The sequence below is a fragment of the Neobacillus sp. D3-1R genome, assembly GCF_052180215.1.
Classification (GTDB): domain Bacteria; phylum Bacillota; class Bacilli; order Bacillales; family Cytobacillaceae; genus Pseudoneobacillus.
Genome location: NZ_CP197471.1, coordinates 595,749 through 614,160, shown reverse-complemented (window position 1 = coordinate 614,160; position 18,412 = coordinate 595,749). Strand labels below are relative to the sequence as shown.

General features: G+C 37.4%; 19 protein-coding genes. 5 read left to right on the top strand and 14 right to left on the bottom strand.

Annotated features, from left to right (window positions below; translation table 11 throughout):
* Positions 1-13: 13 nt before the first annotated feature.
* The 5 genes from ACSBPO_RS03035 to ACSBPO_RS03015 all read right to left on the bottom strand — a co-directional run bounded on the left by ACSBPO_RS03035 (position 14) and on the right by ACSBPO_RS03015 (position 4,554).
* Positions 14-670, bottom strand: a complete 657-nt coding sequence (locus ACSBPO_RS03035; RefSeq protein WP_442598612.1) for a carboxymuconolactone decarboxylase family protein — start codon at positions 668-670, stop codon at positions 14-16.
* A 45-nt stretch (positions 671-715) separates the two neighbouring features.
* A complete protein-coding gene (locus ACSBPO_RS03030) occupies positions 716-1,102 on the bottom strand; it encodes a RidA family protein (protein WP_442598611.1) in 387 nt (128 codons plus the stop codon).
* Positions 1,103-1,157: 55 nt separating this feature from the next.
* Positions 1,158-2,510 (bottom strand): APC family permease, encoded by a 1,353-nt coding sequence (locus tag ACSBPO_RS03025; RefSeq protein WP_442598610.1) that lies wholly within the window; start codon positions 2,508-2,510, stop codon positions 1,158-1,160.
* A gap of 157 nt (positions 2,511-2,667) precedes the next feature.
* Positions 2,668-3,858, bottom strand: a complete 1,191-nt coding sequence (locus ACSBPO_RS03020) for a MalY/PatB family protein (protein ID WP_442600297.1) — start codon at positions 3,856-3,858, stop codon at positions 2,668-2,670.
* A 15-nt stretch (positions 3,859-3,873) separates the two neighbouring features.
* Positions 3,874-4,554 carry a helix-turn-helix transcriptional regulator gene (locus ACSBPO_RS03015; RefSeq protein ID WP_442598609.1) on the bottom strand — a complete coding sequence of 227 codons (681 nt, stop codon included), beginning with the start codon at positions 4,552-4,554 and terminating at the stop codon, positions 3,874-3,876.
* A gap of 391 nt (positions 4,555-4,945) precedes the next feature.
* On the opposite strand from ACSBPO_RS03015, the gene ACSBPO_RS03010 reads away from it, so the two are divergent.
* Positions 4,946-5,662, top strand: coding sequence for an MBL fold metallo-hydrolase (locus ACSBPO_RS03010; RefSeq protein ID WP_442598608.1), 717 nt, complete (start codon positions 4,946-4,948; stop codon positions 5,660-5,662).
* Positions 5,663-5,665: 3 nt separating this feature from the next.
* On the top strand, positions 5,666-6,235 hold the full coding sequence (locus ACSBPO_RS03005; RefSeq protein WP_442598607.1) for a TetR/AcrR family transcriptional regulator: 570 nt from the start codon (positions 5,666-5,668) through the stop codon (positions 6,233-6,235).
* Positions 6,236-6,806: 571 nt separating this feature from the next.
* Here the strand turns inward: ACSBPO_RS03005 and ACSBPO_RS03000 are convergent.
* Both ACSBPO_RS03000 and ACSBPO_RS02995 read right to left on the bottom strand, forming a co-directional pair.
* Positions 6,807-7,376: a Uma2 family endonuclease gene (locus ACSBPO_RS03000; RefSeq protein WP_442598606.1), complete on the bottom strand. Its 570-nt coding sequence runs from the start codon at positions 7,374-7,376 to the stop codon at positions 6,807-6,809.
* 328 nt (positions 7,377-7,704) lie between these two features.
* The gene (locus ACSBPO_RS02995; protein WP_442598605.1) at positions 7,705-8,442 is read right to left on the bottom strand and encodes a hypothetical protein; all 738 of its coding nucleotides are present in this window, start codon (positions 8,440-8,442) and stop codon (positions 7,705-7,707) included.
* Positions 8,443-8,660: 218 nt separating this feature from the next.
* Between ACSBPO_RS02995 and ACSBPO_RS02990 the strand changes: the two genes are divergently transcribed.
* Complete coding sequence (locus ACSBPO_RS02990; RefSeq protein WP_442598604.1) at positions 8,661-9,398, top strand: type II toxin-antitoxin system prevent-host-death family antitoxin; 738 nt, start codon at positions 8,661-8,663, stop codon at positions 9,396-9,398.
* A gap of 146 nt (positions 9,399-9,544) precedes the next feature.
* Here ACSBPO_RS02990 and ACSBPO_RS02985 read toward each other — a convergent pair whose 3' ends face one another.
* Positions 9,545-10,168 carry a CPBP family intramembrane glutamic endopeptidase gene (locus tag ACSBPO_RS02985; protein ID WP_442598603.1) on the bottom strand — a complete coding sequence of 208 codons (624 nt, stop codon included), beginning with the start codon at positions 10,166-10,168 and terminating at the stop codon, positions 9,545-9,547.
* 133 nt (positions 10,169-10,301) lie between these two features.
* Positions 10,302-11,387 carry a citrate synthase/methylcitrate synthase gene (locus tag ACSBPO_RS02980; protein ID WP_442598602.1) on the bottom strand — a complete coding sequence of 362 codons (1,086 nt, stop codon included), beginning with the start codon at positions 11,385-11,387 and terminating at the stop codon, positions 10,302-10,304.
* A gap of 111 nt (positions 11,388-11,498) precedes the next feature.
* Between ACSBPO_RS02980 and ACSBPO_RS02975 the strand changes: the two genes are divergently transcribed.
* Complete coding sequence (locus tag ACSBPO_RS02975; RefSeq protein WP_442598601.1) at positions 11,499-12,377, top strand: LysR family transcriptional regulator; 879 nt, start codon at positions 11,499-11,501, stop codon at positions 12,375-12,377.
* Positions 12,378-12,651: 274 nt separating this feature from the next.
* Positions 12,652-13,014, top strand: a complete 363-nt coding sequence (locus ACSBPO_RS02970; protein WP_442598600.1) for a hypothetical protein — start codon at positions 12,652-12,654, stop codon at positions 13,012-13,014.
* 139 nt (positions 13,015-13,153) lie between these two features.
* On the opposite strand, the gene ACSBPO_RS02965 is transcribed toward ACSBPO_RS02970, so the two are convergent.
* From ACSBPO_RS02965 to ACSBPO_RS02945, 5 genes are all read right to left on the bottom strand, one after another.
* Positions 13,154-14,485 (bottom strand): hypothetical protein, encoded by a 1,332-nt coding sequence (locus ACSBPO_RS02965; protein ID WP_442598599.1) that lies wholly within the window; start codon positions 14,483-14,485, stop codon positions 13,154-13,156.
* 390 nt (positions 14,486-14,875) lie between these two features.
* Entirely contained in the window at positions 14,876-16,135 is a 1,260-nt protein-coding gene (locus tag ACSBPO_RS02960; RefSeq protein ID WP_442598598.1) for an ATP-binding protein, read from the bottom strand.
* Positions 16,136-16,301: 166 nt separating this feature from the next.
* Positions 16,302-17,138 carry a nuclease-related domain-containing protein gene (locus tag ACSBPO_RS02955; protein ID WP_442598597.1) on the bottom strand — a complete coding sequence of 279 codons (837 nt, stop codon included), beginning with the start codon at positions 17,136-17,138 and terminating at the stop codon, positions 16,302-16,304.
* A 9-nt stretch (positions 17,139-17,147) separates the two neighbouring features.
* Positions 17,148-17,453, bottom strand: a complete 306-nt coding sequence (locus tag ACSBPO_RS02950; protein WP_442598596.1) for a nucleotide pyrophosphohydrolase — start codon at positions 17,451-17,453, stop codon at positions 17,148-17,150.
* A 291-nt stretch (positions 17,454-17,744) separates the two neighbouring features.
* Positions 17,745-18,302, bottom strand: coding sequence for a GNAT family N-acetyltransferase (locus ACSBPO_RS02945; protein ID WP_442598595.1), 558 nt, complete (start codon positions 18,300-18,302; stop codon positions 17,745-17,747).
* Between the last annotated feature and the right edge of the window lie 110 nt (positions 18,303-18,412).

Genomic DNA, 18,412 nt, shown 5'->3' with positions numbered 1-18,412 from the left:
TGAACCATGTTGGTCAATCATATGCATTTAAAGCATTTACGCTATGAGCTAATGCGGATCCTGCTTTTAACGCTGTTGCGACGAAAATGCTTTCGGTTAGTTCTTGTGGTGACACTCCCAATTGTTTTGCTTTTTTGGTATGTGATTCAATACAGTATGCGCAGCCCGTAACATGGGCGACGGCCACCGCAATTAGTTCCTTCTCTTTTCGGCTAAGTAAACCCGCCTTTAACGCTTCCCGGTCAAAGTTTGCAAATCCTAGAAATGTCTCTGGATTTATATCTTTCATTTCGTTGAAACGGTTGAAGTTTGAACGAGAATATAAATCTTCTTCGCCCGTCCCCTCATAAGCATTTAATGCGTTGGAACTATGTGCAAAGGCAGAACCTGCTTTTAATGCGGTTGCCACCATGACAGCCTCCATGATTTCTTCCTTAGTTGCTTCGAGCCTCTTTGCGCTTGTTACATGGCCTTCAATACAATAAGGACATCCCGTAACATGTGCTACTGCAACCGCAATAAGTTCTTTCATTTTCTTTGGTATAACTCCTGGAGATAATGCTAATCTATCAAACTCAACAAAAGCCCGAAAAGTTTCTGGGGAGTACTCCGCTAATTCTCTTAATCTGCGAATATTGGATTTTCGATATAAGCTCTCATTATCAGACATGCAGCTCGCCTCCATTTTTCAGATTTGGTACCACCCTTCTGTTTTTTAACAAGTTTTCGCCATTGCAATCGCCTCAACCTCGATTAATACATCCTTTGGTAGTCGGCTTACCTCTATGGTTGATCGTGCTGGACGATGGTCACCAAGAGCTTTACCATATTCTTCATTCACAATCGAAAACTGATCCATATTCTTTAGGAATAACGTGGTTTTGACAATATGCTCCAAGGATAGCCCCTCTTCTTCTAAAATGGCCGCAATATTCTCCATCACTTTCCTTGTTTGTAAAACAATATCTTGGGTTACAACCTCATTGGTATAAGGATCAACAGGAATTTGACCCGATAGAAAAATAAATTCACCTACTTTTACTGCCTGCGAATAAGGGCCAATGGCCTTAGGAGCTTTTTCTGTAAATATGACTTTCTGCATTTTTCGACTCCAATCTGATTATTATCGTTTTGTATTTGATCCAGATACGGATGCTTTAGCTTTTACTATCGGCTTCATTAAAGAAATCAAGATTCTTTTTCACTCCATACTTCTTACTGTTGCCAACAATATTCACGTATAGGGCTGCCAATACTATATAAATAATAGTTCCGTAGATATATTTAGAAGCAAGAGAAGTAATAAGAAGGTAGCTTTGTGCAAAAAGAAGAACAGCGGCAATGGCACAAATGAGATACAGTGCTTTTGTCGGAAGTTTAAAAGGAGCGTTTTGATAGAGTTCTGGAAATTTATTCGGTAATCTTGTTGCAGCTATAATCGGAATAATCCCTGCTACCATATAAACTCCTGTCCCCAATGCCGAAATCGTTTCAAGTGGAACAGACATAAAAATGGGAATACATCCAATCACATAAAACATGGTTAAAAGCCAATGTGGTGTGCCATATTTTTGATTCACTTTACCAAGTGACTTTGGCAACCAACCATCCTCACAAGCAATTAATACACCTTTTGTGACCCAAGATAAAGTAGCATTTAATGTAGTCGCTAACGCAAACATAGCCCCGCCAATCATAAAGAAGATAAATAAAGGTTCTGGAAGTATGGTTCTTGCCACATCGGTAAGCGGCTTATTAGCAATCTCTGAAACCGGCAGCACCCCGACGGCAATAGTAGCCATAAACGCATATAGTATGCCGACACCCACAGTTGTTACAATAATCGTAAGCGGGATATCTCTACCTGGTCGTTTCATTTCACCACCAAGTTCGGCAACTACTTGTGCTCCTCCTGTTGCAAAAGAGAGTAAGGCTACAGCTGTTAAAAATCCAATACCTCCAGCAGGGAACATATCCTTCGCATTAAATACAGCGTAATTAACTTCTGGCATACCCCAGAAGGCAAAAATAGCAAGAGCTACTACTAGGACAATAACCATTACTTTTTCAACAATAGCAGCAAATTTCACACCAATTAGGTTGGTTAGAAAAAACACAGTAAGAAGTAAGAAGGCTAAAGGCATAATTGGAGCTGATGGAACAAGTCCTTGAACGTATTGGGCAAAGGATATCGCATAAACCGCGAGAGTTAGGTTACCTACGATAAACATTAGCATCCAAAAAAATCCAATCTTAGAGGAAAGTAATCTACTTGAGTATCGATATAACCCTCCGGTAGTCGGTATAGCCGATCCCATAACAGCTATTGGTAGAGTAGTAAAAATCGTAAAGATGGAGGATAAAATAAATGCAAGCGTCACACCACTTCCTGTCATACCAATTGCCACACCGGTTAACGCCATCACTCCTGCTCCAATAATCTGACCTACCGCTATTCCCATTACATCTCCAAGACCCAGTACCTTCTTTAAATTTGCCTCTTGACTCAAATCATTCACCCCACTCTTGGATTTCGAATATTCAGACATTAAGATACCAAAAAAAATATGACACTTCACCGCTTTAAAACATTGGGGGTCTGACCCCCAGCTCTTTAAAGCGGTAAAGGGATTACCTTTTAAACTCTGGTAGTATTTTTGCTTTTCATTAATTCAGGTCTTCAAATTCCCGGACGATTCGCTCAAGTGCTTCTTTTATCAGTGGACGTGGAGAGGAGATGCATATTCGCTGAAATTCCTTTCCTTCTTCACCAAACATTTTCCCGTCCTCTAGCAGCACATTGGCTCGATTGTAGATACGATCGTGGACTTCCTCTGGAGTAATGCCATACGCACTAAAATCCATCCACATGACATACGTTCCTTCTGGAATTTCCACTTTCACCCTTGGCATTTTTTCAGATAAGAAACTTCTCGTGAACTCCAGTGTGTCATCAAGGTATTCCTTCAGTTGCTCCAACCATTCTTCTCCTTCATTGTAAACTGCTATCAGGGCGGCAATCGTAAAAGGAGAGGCTAACTGAAACCCCATGGTTTGACTAAAGGTTTTTCTAAGTTCCGGATTCGAAATAATCACATTGGTGCAGTGAAGACCGGCCACGTTAAAGGTTTTGTTAATCGCTGTACAAGTAATAAGGTTATCCGAATGATTAGCCGCCTTTGCCATCGGATAGAAGGTTTGATTCCTTCTAATTAAGTCTCCATGAATCTCATCAGCCACAATTATGACGTCATGCTCTAAACAGATATCATATAGTCTTTTTAATTCATCTTTTGTAAAAACTCGTCCGGTTGGATTATGAGGGTTACATAAGATGAACATCTTGGTGTTCACCTCTTTCGCTTTTGCTTCAAAATCCTCAAAATCGATGGTATAATAGCCCTCTATATTACAAAGAAGAGCATTATTTCTTACGACTCTACCATTTCCCTCAACCGACGCTGTAAATGGCGGATAGACAGGTCTTTGAATAATGATTCCGTCTCCTGGATTGGTAAATGCTCTTACCGCAATATTTAAAGCGTGAACAGTGCCTGGGCTATAGACAATTTCATCCTTTTGAATATCCCAGTCATGCCTTTTCTTAAACCACTGTTGAATCGATTGATAATACTCATCTGGGAATATTGAGTATCCATAGATTCGATGATCAACTGTTTTATGCAAAGCTTCTATCAATGGTTGAGGAACCGGTAAATCCATATCCGCTGTAAATAATGGGATCGTCGCTTCATCATATCGATCCGTAAGACCCATTTCCTTTATCAATTGCCCTCCATCCCATTTGACCGAATAAGTATTTCGTCGATTCACGATTTCATCAAAATTGTATTTCATCATCCATCCCCCTCTTTAGGTTAATTTTTGTAAATAGCGATAAATGGTCGCTTCGGAACTTTTCAGCTGAGTAGCTACTTCTGACACCGCCCCCTTTATTAAAAATACACCTCTTTCATTCAGTTTTTGAATGATCTCCATTTTCTCATCCGTTGACATTCTATCTGGAGGGATATGAACCTCAGAAAGCGTTTTCATTATTATGGAAGTCGTCAACTCCTCAATTGATGTATGAAAATCTTCAATCGGATTTGTCTCATTACCTGGACTCTTCCCATTTAGATGTAAGCCATTTGAAGGTACCTCCAATGTTCCATTTATTAAAGTATCTAACAGGTGTCTAGTCTCAATCATTTTACTGACATCCATATTTAGGCATAGCATCCCAATGACTTCTCCATTTTCATCTTTAATAAAAAATGTTGAGGAACGAACAATCTTCCCCTCTTGAGTTTTACCGGCATAATTTAATAGAAAATCCTTTTCTAAATAAGATTTATTTTTTAAAATACTTAAAGCCAAGTCCGTCAATGAACCGCCAACTTTTCGTTGACTGATATGAGAATTTTTTATCGCAACAATCGAATTCTCAATATTACGAACATCGTGAAGGACAACCTCACAATGATTTCCCATCACACTTCCTAAGAATTCCACTAAAGGAATAAAACTCTGAATTTGTTTTGTACCTGCCAATTGTCACACATCTCCCTTAATCGAAAACAAACACATTTCATTTAATCTCTAAATTTCACAAACAATAAAAATTAATTATCGCCATAATTTTTTTTTATCATGATAATTTATTCTTAATATATTTATGGTCGAAATAATATATTCCGAATTTTTCGTAAAATAAACCAAGCTGTTTAAGATCAAGGGGTCGATCAGAAGCTTTGCGTGTAAAAGGTAATAAAACTGCAAGCTGTGCCTTGCTGTTTTATTACCAAAAGCGTTTCAAATATTGAAAATCACCTCCTTCGGCTGTAAAAAGTGAGAAATTTACTAAATTGAAAAAACCGCTTGCTAAAACTAATACCATTAGTTATAATAAAACTAACAATATTAGTTAAAAGGAGATAAGATGATGAGAGTAATTAAAAACGGGTATTTGTATCAAGTGACATTTATGGCTAACGTTTTTCCAGTGAATTGCTATTTAGTGGAAGAAGAGGATGGATTGACTTTAATTGATGCTGCTCTTCCTTTCGGTTCCAAGGGGATATTAAAGGCGGCAGATTCTATCGGGAAACCCATTACCAAAATAGTTTTAACACACGCACATGAAGACCATGTTGGTGCTTTAGATTTGCTAAAAGATACCCTGCCAGACGTGCCTGTCTATATTTCTGTTCGAGATAACCGTTTAATGAATAACGACCGTACATTGGATCAGGATGAAGACCAAACTCCCATTAAAGGCGGAGTTCCAAAAAAGTTAAAAACCAAAGCAACTATTTTATTAAAAGAAGGTGATCAAATCGGGTTCCTGACTGCGATCGCGTCACCAGGACATACACCAGGATCCATGTCTTTTTTCGATAAACGAACAAAGGCATTAATCGCTGGTGATGCCTTCCAAACAAGAGGCGGAATTGCCGTTGCTGGGGATGTAAAACCGTTGTTCCCCTTCCCTGCTTTTGGTACTTGGAGTAAAATGACAGCATTGAAGAGTGCAAAAAAATTAGCGGAGCTTGAACCGAGTCTGCTGGCAGTTGGCCATGGGGAAATGATAGAAAATCCTGCATCCGCAATGAAACAGGCAATCGATAACTTAGAGAAAAAAGTAAGAATAGGAGCATAAGTGATGTCACCCAGACCTAAAATCGGACTTGAATTAACGACCATACTAGAAGCTGCATCAGATTTAGCTAACCAATATGGAATGCAAGAAGTTACCTTGGCAAACCTGGCAAAAAAACTAAATATCCGCCCACCATCACTATATAACCATTTTGATGGCTTGCCAGGATTAAGAAAAAAGTTAGCCATCTATGGACTTGAAAAACTATATGAAGATTTAACGATGTCGGCTATTGGAATATCAGGCACAGAAGCCCTTCTTTCGTTAAGCAAAGCCTATATTAATTTTGCGCGAAAGTATCCAGGTCTTTACGAAGCAACCTTAATGGCACCCGATCCAGAGGAAGTCGAAGTCCAGGAGGCAGGGGGAAAAATCGTCCATTTAGTCGTTCTGGTATTACAGTCGTTTCAACTAGAAGGAGATTTGGCTTTACATGCTGTTAGAGGCTTGCGCAGTATTCTGCATGGATTCGCGGCTCTCGAGCAAACGGGAGGCTTTAAAATGACATTGGATTTGGACGAAAGTGTAGAAATCGTGATAACGGCCTTTATTAGAGGGATGAAGGAATTATAAGGACCTGGCTTTGGGGCTGACAAGAGAGGCTTTGTTATTACACCACTCCGAAATGATAAAAGGAGAAGCCATCACGATGGCTTCCCCCTATTCTTTATTGAAATGCGCTATTATAGTTTTTTAAAGGACCCTAATTCCGTTATTTGTGAAAAAAGCATCCTTTTATTAGCTTTATCTGACTCTGGTTCCGTTATATAGGTATTAGAACCACATTTTCAGCTAATTTCAAGCAAATAACGGAACCAATGTCCGATAGGTTCTTGAAATGTTGACGTTTTGAGTAAATAACGGATTCTCTGTCCGATAGCTTCCTTAAGCCAAGCTTATTACGACCAAACTACCGACCTATAAAATGTAGAAATGTATCATCATTAAAATAAAATTAAAAAGAACCTTTGTAGTCATTTAAACCACACTCCTTGTTCTCTCAATTGTTATTTTAATCATATCGCGGTTTTATTAATCCAGTATGAAGATAGAGTATTTTATTTATTAATTTTAAAAAATGAGAAGCAATAATTATGCTTTCCATCATCATTCTGTTAATTAAAAATTAAACTAGCCCTTTGTTTTATTGTTCTTGAAAAATCTCACCAAGATCAACACGGAATCCAGGCAAAAACTTCGATGTAATACTTCCAATTTCTGTTTTCATATCATGCTGAACATACAGAGCTTCCTCATTTAAAGCATATACCGAAATGGAATTTAACATAGGATTCACTATCCAGTACTCTTTAACTCCATAATTCATATAGAGATTTAATTTGGTAATTAAATCATGGGTCTGATTAGAAGGACTCAGGATTTCTACGATAAGATCGGGTACCCCAACATATCTAGTATCGGTAAATCCAGTTTTCTCACATATGATGCTAAGATCCGGAATGACAATTTTAGTCCCTTCCATTTTTTCATTTTTTAATTCAATATCAATCGGAGCATGAAATACTTCACAATGCTTCCCCTTAAGAAAATTTGCCAATTTCATAAATAATTTACCCGAAATTCTTTGATGCTTTATCGTTGGTGAAGGGGAGATATAGACATACCCATCGATATACTCTAGGAGTTCATCGCTGCTCTCTCGTATTTCCATGTATTCCTTTACTGAAATACGGTCATTTCGATATAGACTCATATCCTCACTCCTAACCGAACATATTTTCTTGATTTTACCATCTAGCACCTACCTTTTTGCTATCGGCTGAACCTACTGCTACAGAACACTTTCAAGCGCAAAAAAGAAGCATGAAAATAAACCCATACCCAACATTATAAGTTTCTTTTAATAGCTTCAATTTCCTTATAATCTAGTTCTGTAATTCGTGCGATTATTAATTCCATTTTAGCCGGATTTATTTGCATTTTTACTAACATTCTCAAAAATTCTTTTTCACCTGGATTTTAATGCCATTTTAGCACATCCTTCTTTAGGAATTTCAAAAATGTTTAAACGTCTATGAAAATTACTTTTGTGAAGATGCATTTTCTAAAGATACCATTTTTTCTATTTGTAGCATTGCGGTAAGTACGTAAATGAAGGCTTCATGCATGGGAGAAGTTTTTAGGTGCTTGTCGAAGTAGTAATGTAGGTGGTTGGCGATTTCTTGCCTGGCTTCAAAATCAAAATGATAGAAATCGGTAATCGGGAAAAATAGTCCGCCTCCTAAAGGGATTAAAGTTCCGAAAGCTATTTCTCCTTTTATTGGAGGGGTCGCGTGTGGGTCAAATACTATGACATCTAATGTTTCTTCTGCTAGCATATCAACCGCAACAAAGACTCTTTCATTAAATGTGTATCCTATAAAATAGAATTTAGATATCACCTTATCACATTCCCTTAACCAGGAAATGAGAATTGGCTTTTTCCTCAGCCAATGATGGTTTTCCGTAATATAGTCCTCTATAATGCTTGTCCCTTTCTTCTGGTGAGATTCATAAAATAGCCGCCACCAAAATATGTTCTGCATTAACCCCTGAAGTTTTTCTTCCCTCACATGAAGATCAGCTAAAATTTCCTCTAAAATGGGAATGTTATCTTCATAATACAAATCCAACGCATACTTCATAAAATCTCTGAAAACCTCATTGACCATTTCCTCTCGTAACTCTTGAGAAACCGAGTAATCTGGGCGGAATTTTTTAGAGTTTGAAGCCGTCTGTACAAATTCCATCACATTTTCATCTGTTCCTTTTCTTTTCATTCTTTTTCACCCCTCCTGTTTCTTAAAATGAAACTGTATTGGTTACGCCAATACATTACCATAATCCGTGTAAAATTAGGCACCAACTGAAAGGGGATTTTTGACGGTATTGTTACATTTTCAAAAAAGATAGTGTGCCAATTTGACTAATGATTTAGGTAATTATAAAATAAAGTTAGCTAAAATAGCTAATTTAGCTAATAGAGGATGATTTTGATATGATCATTAATTCCACCGAATTACAAAATAATTTTGGAAAATATTTAATGCTTGCTGCACAAGAGGATATTATTATTACTCGCAACGGTACTGAGATCGCCAAACTAATTGCTGTTAGAGAGGCAACGGAAACAAGTACAACTAGGACAGAGCAAGTTCGTGAAAAGGCTCAAGATTATAGCTATGATGGTAAAAAGGGGACATATGAAGAGTTTCTTGAACTGCAGAGAGAATCCGAAGAAAGATATGAGTACATTGATGGAGAGATCTATTTGTTAGCATCTCCAAAAACAGCTCACCAAATTGCTTTAACAGAGCTATTTGTTATCTTTTATAATTTCTTTCAAGGCAAAAAGTGTAGACCGATGGTTGCTCCATATGATATTGAGCTAAAGAGAACACAAGATAACATTAATATGGTTCAGCCTGATATTATGATCATTTGTGATTTGGAGGAAAAGTTAAACGAACATGATTATTATAAAGGTGTCCCTTCACTTGTCGTAGAGATACTTTCTGAAAGTACCCGAAGGAAAGATATGATCAAAAAGCTTGATCTCTACATGTCCTGTGGTATCGAGGAATACTGGATTGTGAATCCATTTAACAAAGAAGTCACTGTCTATCTTTTTGAAGAAAAAAACATAAAAAATAATACGACATTTAAACATAATGAAGTGGTTCAATCTTTCATTTTTGAGGGATTAGGTGCTGAAATCAAGCGGATTTTTAGATAGCGTGGTACTCGGACAGGTCCCTTACACTGGTATATTCCCCTGTCCCTATTCTCTCTAAAAAAAGTGGCCAGCACTTCCATAGCGTTATTGATAAACTCGCTTGAAGTGCTGGCACCAATTTTAATATATAACTCACTTCATCTACCTTAACTCAACAATAATATGGCTATCCCCACAAATGAATTCAATAAAATATGGGTCACCATTGGTACAGCTAACCGATTGGTATAATAATAAGACGTAGATAAAATCAAAGACATCCAGAATCGTTGAAGAAGACCAGCTAGCGACATATGCCAAACAGCAAAGAGGATGGAGGTGATGAGAATACTAAGGAAAGGGTTAAACTTCCTATGTAATATCCCCTGAATACCTCTTCTGAAAATAAGCTCCTCTAAGACAGGGGCTATTAATGCCTGAACAATGATTACCATCGGGAGGGTAACTAGCAAACTTTCACTATTCGAACCACCTGGATTTAAGGCTTTTAATGGTATAGAAGAGATCATTTTCTGACCAAGTACGATAATAATGAAGCCACCCAAAATGACTAGTAGCGATTTGACGACAGAGGCTCTATCCTTCTCAAACAGCTTTACTTTACATTCATCCTTTAACAAATAAAGAACGATGATCAAAACAATCGGTGGCACCATTAAGTTTATCATTGCACTTGTAAAACTACTAAAATCCACCACCCACTTGATCAGATCGAACAATAAATAAGTGCCAAAATAAATTAACAAAGACAGTAAAACTTTCTTGTTCATTCTTGCTAACCTCATTCTATGAAATTCAATAATTTGTAAATTATACCATATTCATAAAAATAGGAAGAATCTCCATTTGTCCCTTCGTTCCATTTAAAAAGCATGCGGAAACTCACTCCACATGCTTTTACGGTTAAAATATAGGTCCAACATATTCGGACTGCGGTCTAAACAATACATTGTTTTCTGCTTGCTCCAACACATGAGCACTCCACCCTACTACTCTACTTGCCGTAAAGGTTGGCGTAAACAGTTCTGGTTCCATATGAATAGCCTTCATAATGGCCGCTGCGTAAAATTCCACATTTGTATAAAGGGCACGGCCAGGCTTATATTCTTCCAAAAGCTTAATCCCGATATCCTCTACTTCCATCGCAAGATCCAACCAAGGATCGTTTCCGACAAATTCCTTTAGCTTTGTTTTTAAAGAGATGGCACGTGGGTCCTTCGTTTTATAAATTCTATGTCCGAATCCCATGAGTCTTTCTCCGATGGTTAATTTTTCACGGATGACCTTTTCGATATCTCCGTTTTTTGAAATTTCATCCAATAATTCAATGACTTCTGATGGTGCTCCGCCGTGGAGTGGTCCCTTCATCGTGCCTATTGCAGATGTGATCGCGGAAACCAAATCGGATTCGGTTGAAGCGGTGACTCTTGCTGAAAAAGTGGAGGCATTCATTCCATGCTCCATCGTGAGGATCATATACGTTTCGAGCGCCTGAATATGGGCTTGCTTTGGCATTTCACCAGTTAACATATAGAGATAGTTTTCCACATGAGTTAGATCGGTTCTTGGATAAACAAATGGTTTTCCTTCTAGAAGTCTTTTTCTAAAGGCAATAATGGTGGGAATCAAAGAGGTTAGTCTGATTGCTTGAAAGATGGTAGGCTTCCATTGGTAGGTGTGATTTCCTTCAGCTGATATGCACGTTCTGATGACACTCATTAAATCCATATCCATCGGAAGGCTTTTGATTAATTGTTCCATTTGCGGTTGGAGCATTCGATTGCTGCTCATTTCTTCTTTTAATTGGTGTAACTCCCCTTCATTTGGCCATCTGCCATACCATAATAAATAAGCCGTTTCTTCAAAAGAGTGATTCTTGGTGATTTCCAAAATATCATAACCTCTATAAATGAGTATCCCTTCCTGCCCGTCTATATGACTAATAAGCGTTTCTGCTGCCACGATCCCTTTTAATCCTTGGTTTATCATGGATATTCCCCCTTTTCTAAGTTATTAATATTGTATAAGATAGATAGTATTAAGAATATTAATTATTTTTAATTATATTAATTAAGATTTTTAATCAAAGGGGTTTTCAGAATGGAGTTAAGTTGGATTCACACCTTCATCACCGCTGCTCAATGTGGAAATTTTAGAAAAACAGCCGAACTCTTATATATTTCTCAACCATCAGTGACCGTACATATTAAACTACTAGAAAAAGAACTAGGCGTGAAATTGTTTCTTCGTGACGGCAAAAAAGTCAAACTAACAGAAGAAGGACTGCGCTATTTAGAGCATGCCAACAAGTTAATAGACCTCTACCAACATGGATTGGAAGACCTGCAATCTTTTAGTCAAGGTTATACACATAAGCTATCTTTGGCCATTTCCCCACTTATAGCCGATACCATCTTTCCTTATGTGTTAAAAACCTATTTACAGAAAAATCCTACTGTTGAAATTTCCGTTCAAATTCTCGAGTCAAAGGATATTGAGAGTGCGGTATTAAATGATGAAGTAGATATGGGGTTATCCTGTTTAAATAGTGTTCATCCCGATTTGGTGACAGAACTCCTTTATAAGGATAAAGTCATTCTTGTTGTTCCTCATGACGGAAAAGACTCTGAAAGTGCTCCACCGCTTGATGAAGAAGATTTTTTAACAACCACTATGATTCTTACACATAACCACCCCGATTACTGGGACGGATTGTGCAGAAAAATTAGAAACAAATATCCAAAGTCCCGAATGATGAAAGTCTCACAGGTTCATATATCCAAGAGGTTTATTAGTGAAGGCTTGGGAGTTTCCTTTTTACCAGTCTCAACGGTGCGAAGAGAGTTACTAGAGGGAAGTTTATTAGAGGTCCCTGTCTATTCCTTTGAATTACCGGAAGCGTCTACCTATGCGATTATGAAATATAAACATTCGATCCAACAGGAATTTTTAACCTTTCTTTCTGGGTATCGAATTTAAAAGTGTCAGGGTATAAATTTACACTAAAAGAAGAACCTTGCTGCTTTTCTTCAAGACTCTTAAGCTATTTTTCGATAGCTTTTTTTTGTGGCATTTTTGAAAAAATGGATTTATAGACTGCCGAGGAGTTTAGACTTTTAGCGGAAAATAGGATTTAGTAGAAGAGCATCTCATTCCGTCAGTTTTCTTATATCCATATAGTCGTCAATCCAATCAATGAATAGCTGCTAGAAATATTATAAAGCAGATGGACAAGAAAGAAGGTGAATTTAGCATGTCAAACAGACACAATTATGACTTAACAGGTACTTGGAAAGGCTACAACAGGCATGGAGAATACATCGCCAATTACTATATCCGCCAGACAGAAGCAGGTAGTTCTGTACAAATCCATTGGATAGGTCTATCAAGGGATCCTGACTATTTTTCTGAGACTTTCTATGGAAACAGAGTTGGGGATCTCATTATCGGGCAATGGGTGAATGTTCCGAGAGGCGCAGCCGATAATATTGGTTCACTCCAAGTCCGAGTGGAGGACAACGGTCGTAAATTGGTACAAGTTGATGCAACTGAAAACTATGATGTCGTCAAATGGAAAAAAGTCAGCAATGGTTTCCCACGTGGTTCATATTCATAAGTAAAAGCTGGACTCGAACTGTCGTCATACTAAAAAAAAATTGATTTTGTCGCGAGGTCTGACTCCCTTCATCTTTGTAGGGAGTTTTTTTTAAAAATCCCTAACCATTCATCTCGCTAGGGATCTCTTTATCAAGAAACTATTTTACAAACGAAATAATGACAATACTAACAATAGAAAAAATGAATGCATGTTGACCATTGACCCTCAGCCCTTCCTTCATTCCCGTTATACCAGAAAGTCGACTGACCATGAGGCTGAGACCCGAAAAAGGGCTTAACGCAGTGGAAATCGACCACGATAATAAGAGAATTAAAGCAAGTGCGACATTACTGATTCCGAGCTCTGTTGGATTTAATTGCATCGCTAACACACCAACAGCCGCAATTTGATGAATCCCAATATAGCTGACAACAAGAACAAAGATTAAAATCGCTATCGCGAATAAGAAAAAGGACTGATTGGCAAAGCCAATGAGGATGCTGCTAATGCCATTCATCGCTGTTGTTCCTTTCATCGCGAAGGCTAACATTCCGGCACTCATAAATAACATGATTTCATTATTTAACATTGGAACAGTACGATCACGGTAGTCAACCAATAAAGGATGCATCTGTCTCCAATTGGATTTTTTCAATCCAAATACAGAAGGAATGACGATGGACACTAAACAAACGATAACCATCATTGACCAATGGGTGATACTTTCCACCCCAAGGCATACCCCTAATAATATAACTACAAATAAGACTAGTTTGAATAAATGCTTTTGTACTCTTTTATCAAGTTGACCGTTTACCGAACCACCTAATGCCAAAGGATGCCTTTTTACCCAAAAAACAAATAATAGATTTCCTACGATTAAAGAAAGCAGACCGAGACTGATTCCATAAAGAATGTATTCATGAAAGGAGACATTCAGATAATGAAGCACTAATGAAACAGAAGCAAAATAGGGTGACCACATGATAGCAGTCGTAAATCCCATAATATACCCCTTTGCGGTCATCGCAGACGGGAACTTCAAATCTTCCAAAAACTCATGAATAATTCTTACTGACCCAAGATTGAGGATCGGGCTCAATAAAAATAAAGTCCCTGTTATTCCTGTAAATAACTTTTTCGGTTGGTGTAAAAAATGATGCAACAAATGAGAAATCGATTCAAAATAACCTCCAAGCCTTAGAGGAATCGACAGAAGTGGTACTAACGTTAAAAGCGTTAGTAAAGGTAGAATTAAAATCAGACCTTCACTAATTCCGTCTATACCAGTCCCCTTACTCCACTCCACCGCGATCCCAACGGCCATCATGATTAAACCGGCAATACGGGGAAAACGGCTTGCTTTCGTGACGCTTCCAAAAAAAGCAATCAACGAAACAACTACCAATAAATACTGCAGCCATTGGATCTCCACGAAATACTGTATTAAAAATAAGATACACATTCCCAAAATAAGGTAACTTCTCATCTCTATCTCCCCTAAGCTGAAAAAAAATCATTTAAACACGTAAGCTATTTAAATAGTAATTGTAAATACAATCAGTTGGCAATGATAAATTTCGGATGGCGAAACTCTGCGGACATAGAGACAGGAATATTGATATATCTAAAAGGTCATAGTCGCGGTTGATAATTTTAAAAAACGGTTGATAAATAAGAATTTCCGGTTGATAAATCTTCCGATGCGGTTGATAAATCTCAAAAATCGGTTGATAAACCACATAGGTTAGCTTGATGACATAAATTTTAAAAATAAAAAACCGCTCTTCCCTCCGAAATACGAAGAGAAAGGCGGTTATACAGTTTAAAAGTTCACTAGATTTGTAGGTTGTTCTACATTAGCCGAGGGACTGTTCCTCTATGCAATGACCAACTTATCCTTTTTAACTGTCGGCAATAATAAAGTGACTTCTGTTCCAACTCCTGGGGTGCTTTTATACAAAACTTTTCCGTTCATCGTTTCGATAATTTTCATCGATACAGTGGTACCGAGCCCTGTGCCTTTATCTTTTGTTGTATAAAATAATGTCCCAATCCGTGAAAGCTGTTCCTTGTTCATTCCTTTACCTGTATCCGTGATGAGAACTTTACTATTTTCCTCATCAGGGGAAATGATTTTCACACTGACACTGCCACCCGCACTAGTTGCTTCAATTGCATTTTTTATAAAATTAACCATAGCCTGCTTTAGTTGATCCCGGTCGGTGTAAATGGATGCTTGAGTATCATCAAATTGACTTTCAAGGATGATACCTTCTTTTACAGCCAGAGGTTCTATTAATAAGATAACCTCCTGCATGACCGCCACCAAAGGAACAGCTTCCATCTTTTCAAATTGTGGTTTTGCAAAATTTAAGTAGTCATTGATAATGGATTCCGCTCGCCCCAGTTCACTCAGTATCAACGTTAAATATTCATCATTCTTAGCATTTTCTTTTTGCTTCATTAATTGAAGAAACCCCTTTACAACCGTTAGAGGGTTTCGAACTTCATGAGCAACAGATGCCGCCAGTTCGCCTAAAATATTTAGCTTTTCAGCTCGTAAAATGCTTTCCTTCATTTGCGTTCTTTCAATCGCTAATTCATTTAATTTGGCTGTGAGGATGATACCAATGATAAATAACAAACCAAAGAGCCATATATCTAAGTGCATAATGCTATGTCTATGATTATTACTCATAACAAAGAATGCCCCTGAAATAAGCATCGGCCAAACTGAAACTAATAGGGAAACCATCATTCTTTTTTTAGGACTGTAGGTAAAAAAGTTCTTGGCCATCATAAATGGAAGAATAATGGAAATTAAACAACTAGCTAATCCTAATAACAGTTGCTCTCCACCCATGAGCAAACGACCTGTGAGAGCGATCCCAAGCACAATTCCACCTGCCATTGGCCCACCGTATAGGATCGATAGAATTAAAGGAATATAGCGTAAATCCCAATTATGCCCAAAACTATGATAAGAGAAAAGCATACATAGTATAGCGGAGGCGCCTTGTAACAAACCGCACATGTATGGGGAATTAAAAACTTTATTATTCCCAAACCATATCAGGTAAAGCAGAACTGGTGTTATGACAATTAGTATTTGTAAAAGAAGTTTTTCCGCTAGCATCGTCTCTTCCACCCCACACAATCTATTATGGAGAAAGGTTCGACAAAATCCTGCATTTCCCTTCCTACACTACAAAATAAAAAAGAGAGGATGGAGGAATAAACAGCCTGTTCCTCGTTAAAAATTCGACGGAACAGGCAGTTATCTTTTTTAGTATATGTAGTCCCTACACCAAAGTCTTTTGATGTTCAAAACAATATATCTTCCCCTCAAACTTTTTATTAGATAAACAAAAATCTCTTACCTTTTCCGAAACAGGTGCTGAACAAATACTACATTTATTGGATGCCTGCACCTTATTTTCTTCAGGTTTATTACTATTATCATCTTTCAATGCTTGTTTATGAAGTTCTCTAATAGCTGGGTCCTCAATGTTTTCTTGCTTAATAGAAAGATAGATTGATTCTATTTCTTCGTTGCTTAAAAACGGTTCCTTTGACTGCAGTTTTAGGACAGATACTTTTCTATGTATGTATTCGGATAGCTCTATGTCATAGACGATTAAGTCATTAGAGGAGATTTTTCTAAATTCTAAGTCCACCTTAAAGGTACAACGTTTTGTAAAAGAGACCATTGAAATAAAGTTCTTATGATGTTTTGGAGAAATGATGTTTTTTAGGGCCTGAATGTGACCATAGTTTTGAATAAAGGGATTCATCATTTTGAATTTCCCATTCACTAGCCACGTTTTTCGCTCTTTCCCTCCATAAATAGTACCCTGATAGTTTTTTGTCTCAATCACAAAGATTCCATATGGCGTGATGACTACATGATCTATTTGTGAATAGCCTGATTTGGCTTCTTTATTCTTTATTAAAAGGTCACTTAAATATCGATACTCTTTTGGAAGCTGAGCAAGTTGAATATCAATCTTGTATTCTCCTAGTTCACCTTTTCTAGCTGCAACCTTTTCATTGTTGATAGTGTTAACTTTTTTGGGTTCTTTCATAAGTATAGCTGTCTCTTCTTTTTTGCTCTTTTTAAATAAATCTAGAAATGACATTCGTATTCCTCACTTTACTGGTGCCGGGTACTTTATAGCATTCTTCTCCATCTTCGCCAGAACTGCTTCTTCCAAATCAATCTCCAGCTTGTCCGCTAGTTGTATGAGATAGATTAAGATATCGGCCATCTCTTCCTTCATATTTTGAAAGGAATCCTTATTGTTGACGGCTTCCTCACTGCTTTTCCATTGGAAGTTTTCGAGAAGTTCATTGGCTTCTAAAGAGATTGATATAGCCAGGTCTTTTTCATTATGGTACGGTTTCCATCCTCGTTCATCACGGAAATTTAGTATCGTTTGGCGCATTTTATCCATGTTTGTTTCTCTCCATTCTTGTTAACTAACTTTGTTGTTCAAGGTATCAATTTTGCAAAATGGCGGAGGTACTAGTGTGTATAAAAATTTTATCGGACACACGTTCCTTTATTTTATGAAAATATGGTGTTTTTAGAGTGCTATAGGACCGTGGTTCCGTTATTACCCCTAAAGTATGCCTTTTTCCAATGAAATACGGTGAATAACGGATTCTGTGTCCGATAATCTATAAAAAAACGTCTATTTTACGGAAATAGCGGATCCTGTGTCCGATAAATAACTAAACTATCATTATCCCTGCTGATTCATCCAATTTTCTCTCGTTAACTTCATATTAAATGCATCAATCATTTCGCCTTCAAACTCTAAATCTGCTTTATCAACACTATCAACCACAAATCCGACTTTTTCATAGACTTTTATGGCTCTTGGATTGAAGGCATAAACACCTAAAGTGATTTGTTTTAGATCTGTATTTTTAAAAATATGGTCGATGATTAATTGAGTGGCTTCTGTGCCCAATCCTTTATTTCTGCCTCTAGGACCAATGAGTATTCTGAAATTCATACTATGATTGGTTTCATCATAAAGGTTAACTACTGCTTCTCCAACTAAGATATTCTCGGTTTTATCAACAATAGCAAGATCTAATCGGTCCGTTTGCTCATTTCTGGTGCTGTACCAATTTATGATCTGTTCTCTATCAAACCCTGGGGAGCTTCCTGTTAATTTTAAAACCTCAGGATCCTTTAAGCATTCTTCTAAAAAAGGGAAATCCTTCTCTACTCTAAAAGGTCTTAGGATCACTTTTTCTCCAACCATTTCTGGTTTAGCAGCTAAATCCACCATTTATCTCACTCCATTAATCTATTATTTATTGCACGTCATATGGTTCCATTATTCACTCATATCCTTATTTTACCATAACAACCTATACGAACTCCCAATTTAACGGTAAA

What these genes read in the sequence shown, in the direction of transcription:
- ACSBPO_RS03035 (WP_442598612.1), bottom strand. Translation starts at nt 670, where the DNA reads ATGTCTGATAATGAGAGCTTATATCGAAAATCCAATATTCGCAGATTA.
- ACSBPO_RS03030 (WP_442598611.1), bottom strand. Translation starts at nt 1,102, where the DNA reads ATGCAGAAAGTCATATTTACAGAAAAAGCTCCTAAGGCCATTGGCCCT.
- ACSBPO_RS03020 (WP_442600297.1), bottom strand. Translation starts at nt 3,858, where the DNA reads ATGAAATACAATTTTGATGAAATCGTGAATCGACGAAATACTTATTCG.
- ACSBPO_RS03010 (WP_442598608.1), top strand. Translation starts at nt 4,946, where the DNA reads ATGAGAGTAATTAAAAACGGGTATTTGTATCAAGTGACATTTATGGCT.
- ACSBPO_RS03005 (WP_442598607.1), top strand. Translation starts at nt 5,666, where the DNA reads ATGTCACCCAGACCTAAAATCGGACTTGAATTAACGACCATACTAGAA.
- ACSBPO_RS03000 (WP_442598606.1), bottom strand. Translation starts at nt 7,376, where the DNA reads ATGAGTCTATATCGAAATGACCGTATTTCAGTAAAGGAATACATGGAA.
- ACSBPO_RS02995 (WP_442598605.1), bottom strand. Translation starts at nt 8,442, where the DNA reads ATGAAAAGAAAAGGAACAGATGAAAATGTGATGGAATTTGTACAGACG.
- ACSBPO_RS02990 (WP_442598604.1), top strand. Translation starts at nt 8,661, where the DNA reads ATGATCATTAATTCCACCGAATTACAAAATAATTTTGGAAAATATTTA.
- ACSBPO_RS02985 (WP_442598603.1), bottom strand. Translation starts at nt 10,168, where the DNA reads ATGAACAAGAAAGTTTTACTGTCTTTGTTAATTTATTTTGGCACTTAT.
- ACSBPO_RS02980 (WP_442598602.1), bottom strand. Translation starts at nt 11,387, where the DNA reads ATGATAAACCAAGGATTAAAAGGGATCGTGGCAGCAGAAACGCTTATT.
- ACSBPO_RS02975 (WP_442598601.1), top strand. Translation starts at nt 11,499, where the DNA reads ATGGAGTTAAGTTGGATTCACACCTTCATCACCGCTGCTCAATGTGGA.
- ACSBPO_RS02970 (WP_442598600.1), top strand. Translation starts at nt 12,652, where the DNA reads ATGTCAAACAGACACAATTATGACTTAACAGGTACTTGGAAAGGCTAC.
- ACSBPO_RS02965 (WP_442598599.1), bottom strand. Translation starts at nt 14,485, where the DNA reads ATGAGAAGTTACCTTATTTTGGGAATGTGTATCTTATTTTTAATACAG.
- ACSBPO_RS02960 (WP_442598598.1), bottom strand. Translation starts at nt 16,135, where the DNA reads ATGCTAGCGGAAAAACTTCTTTTACAAATACTAATTGTCATAACACCA.
- ACSBPO_RS02955 (WP_442598597.1), bottom strand. Translation starts at nt 17,138, where the DNA reads ATGTCATTTCTAGATTTATTTAAAAAGAGCAAAAAAGAAGAGACAGCT.
- ACSBPO_RS02950 (WP_442598596.1), bottom strand. Translation starts at nt 17,453, where the DNA reads ATGGATAAAATGCGCCAAACGATACTAAATTTCCGTGATGAACGAGGA.
- ACSBPO_RS02945 (WP_442598595.1), bottom strand. Translation starts at nt 18,302, where the DNA reads ATGGTGGATTTAGCTGCTAAACCAGAAATGGTTGGAGAAAAAGTGATC.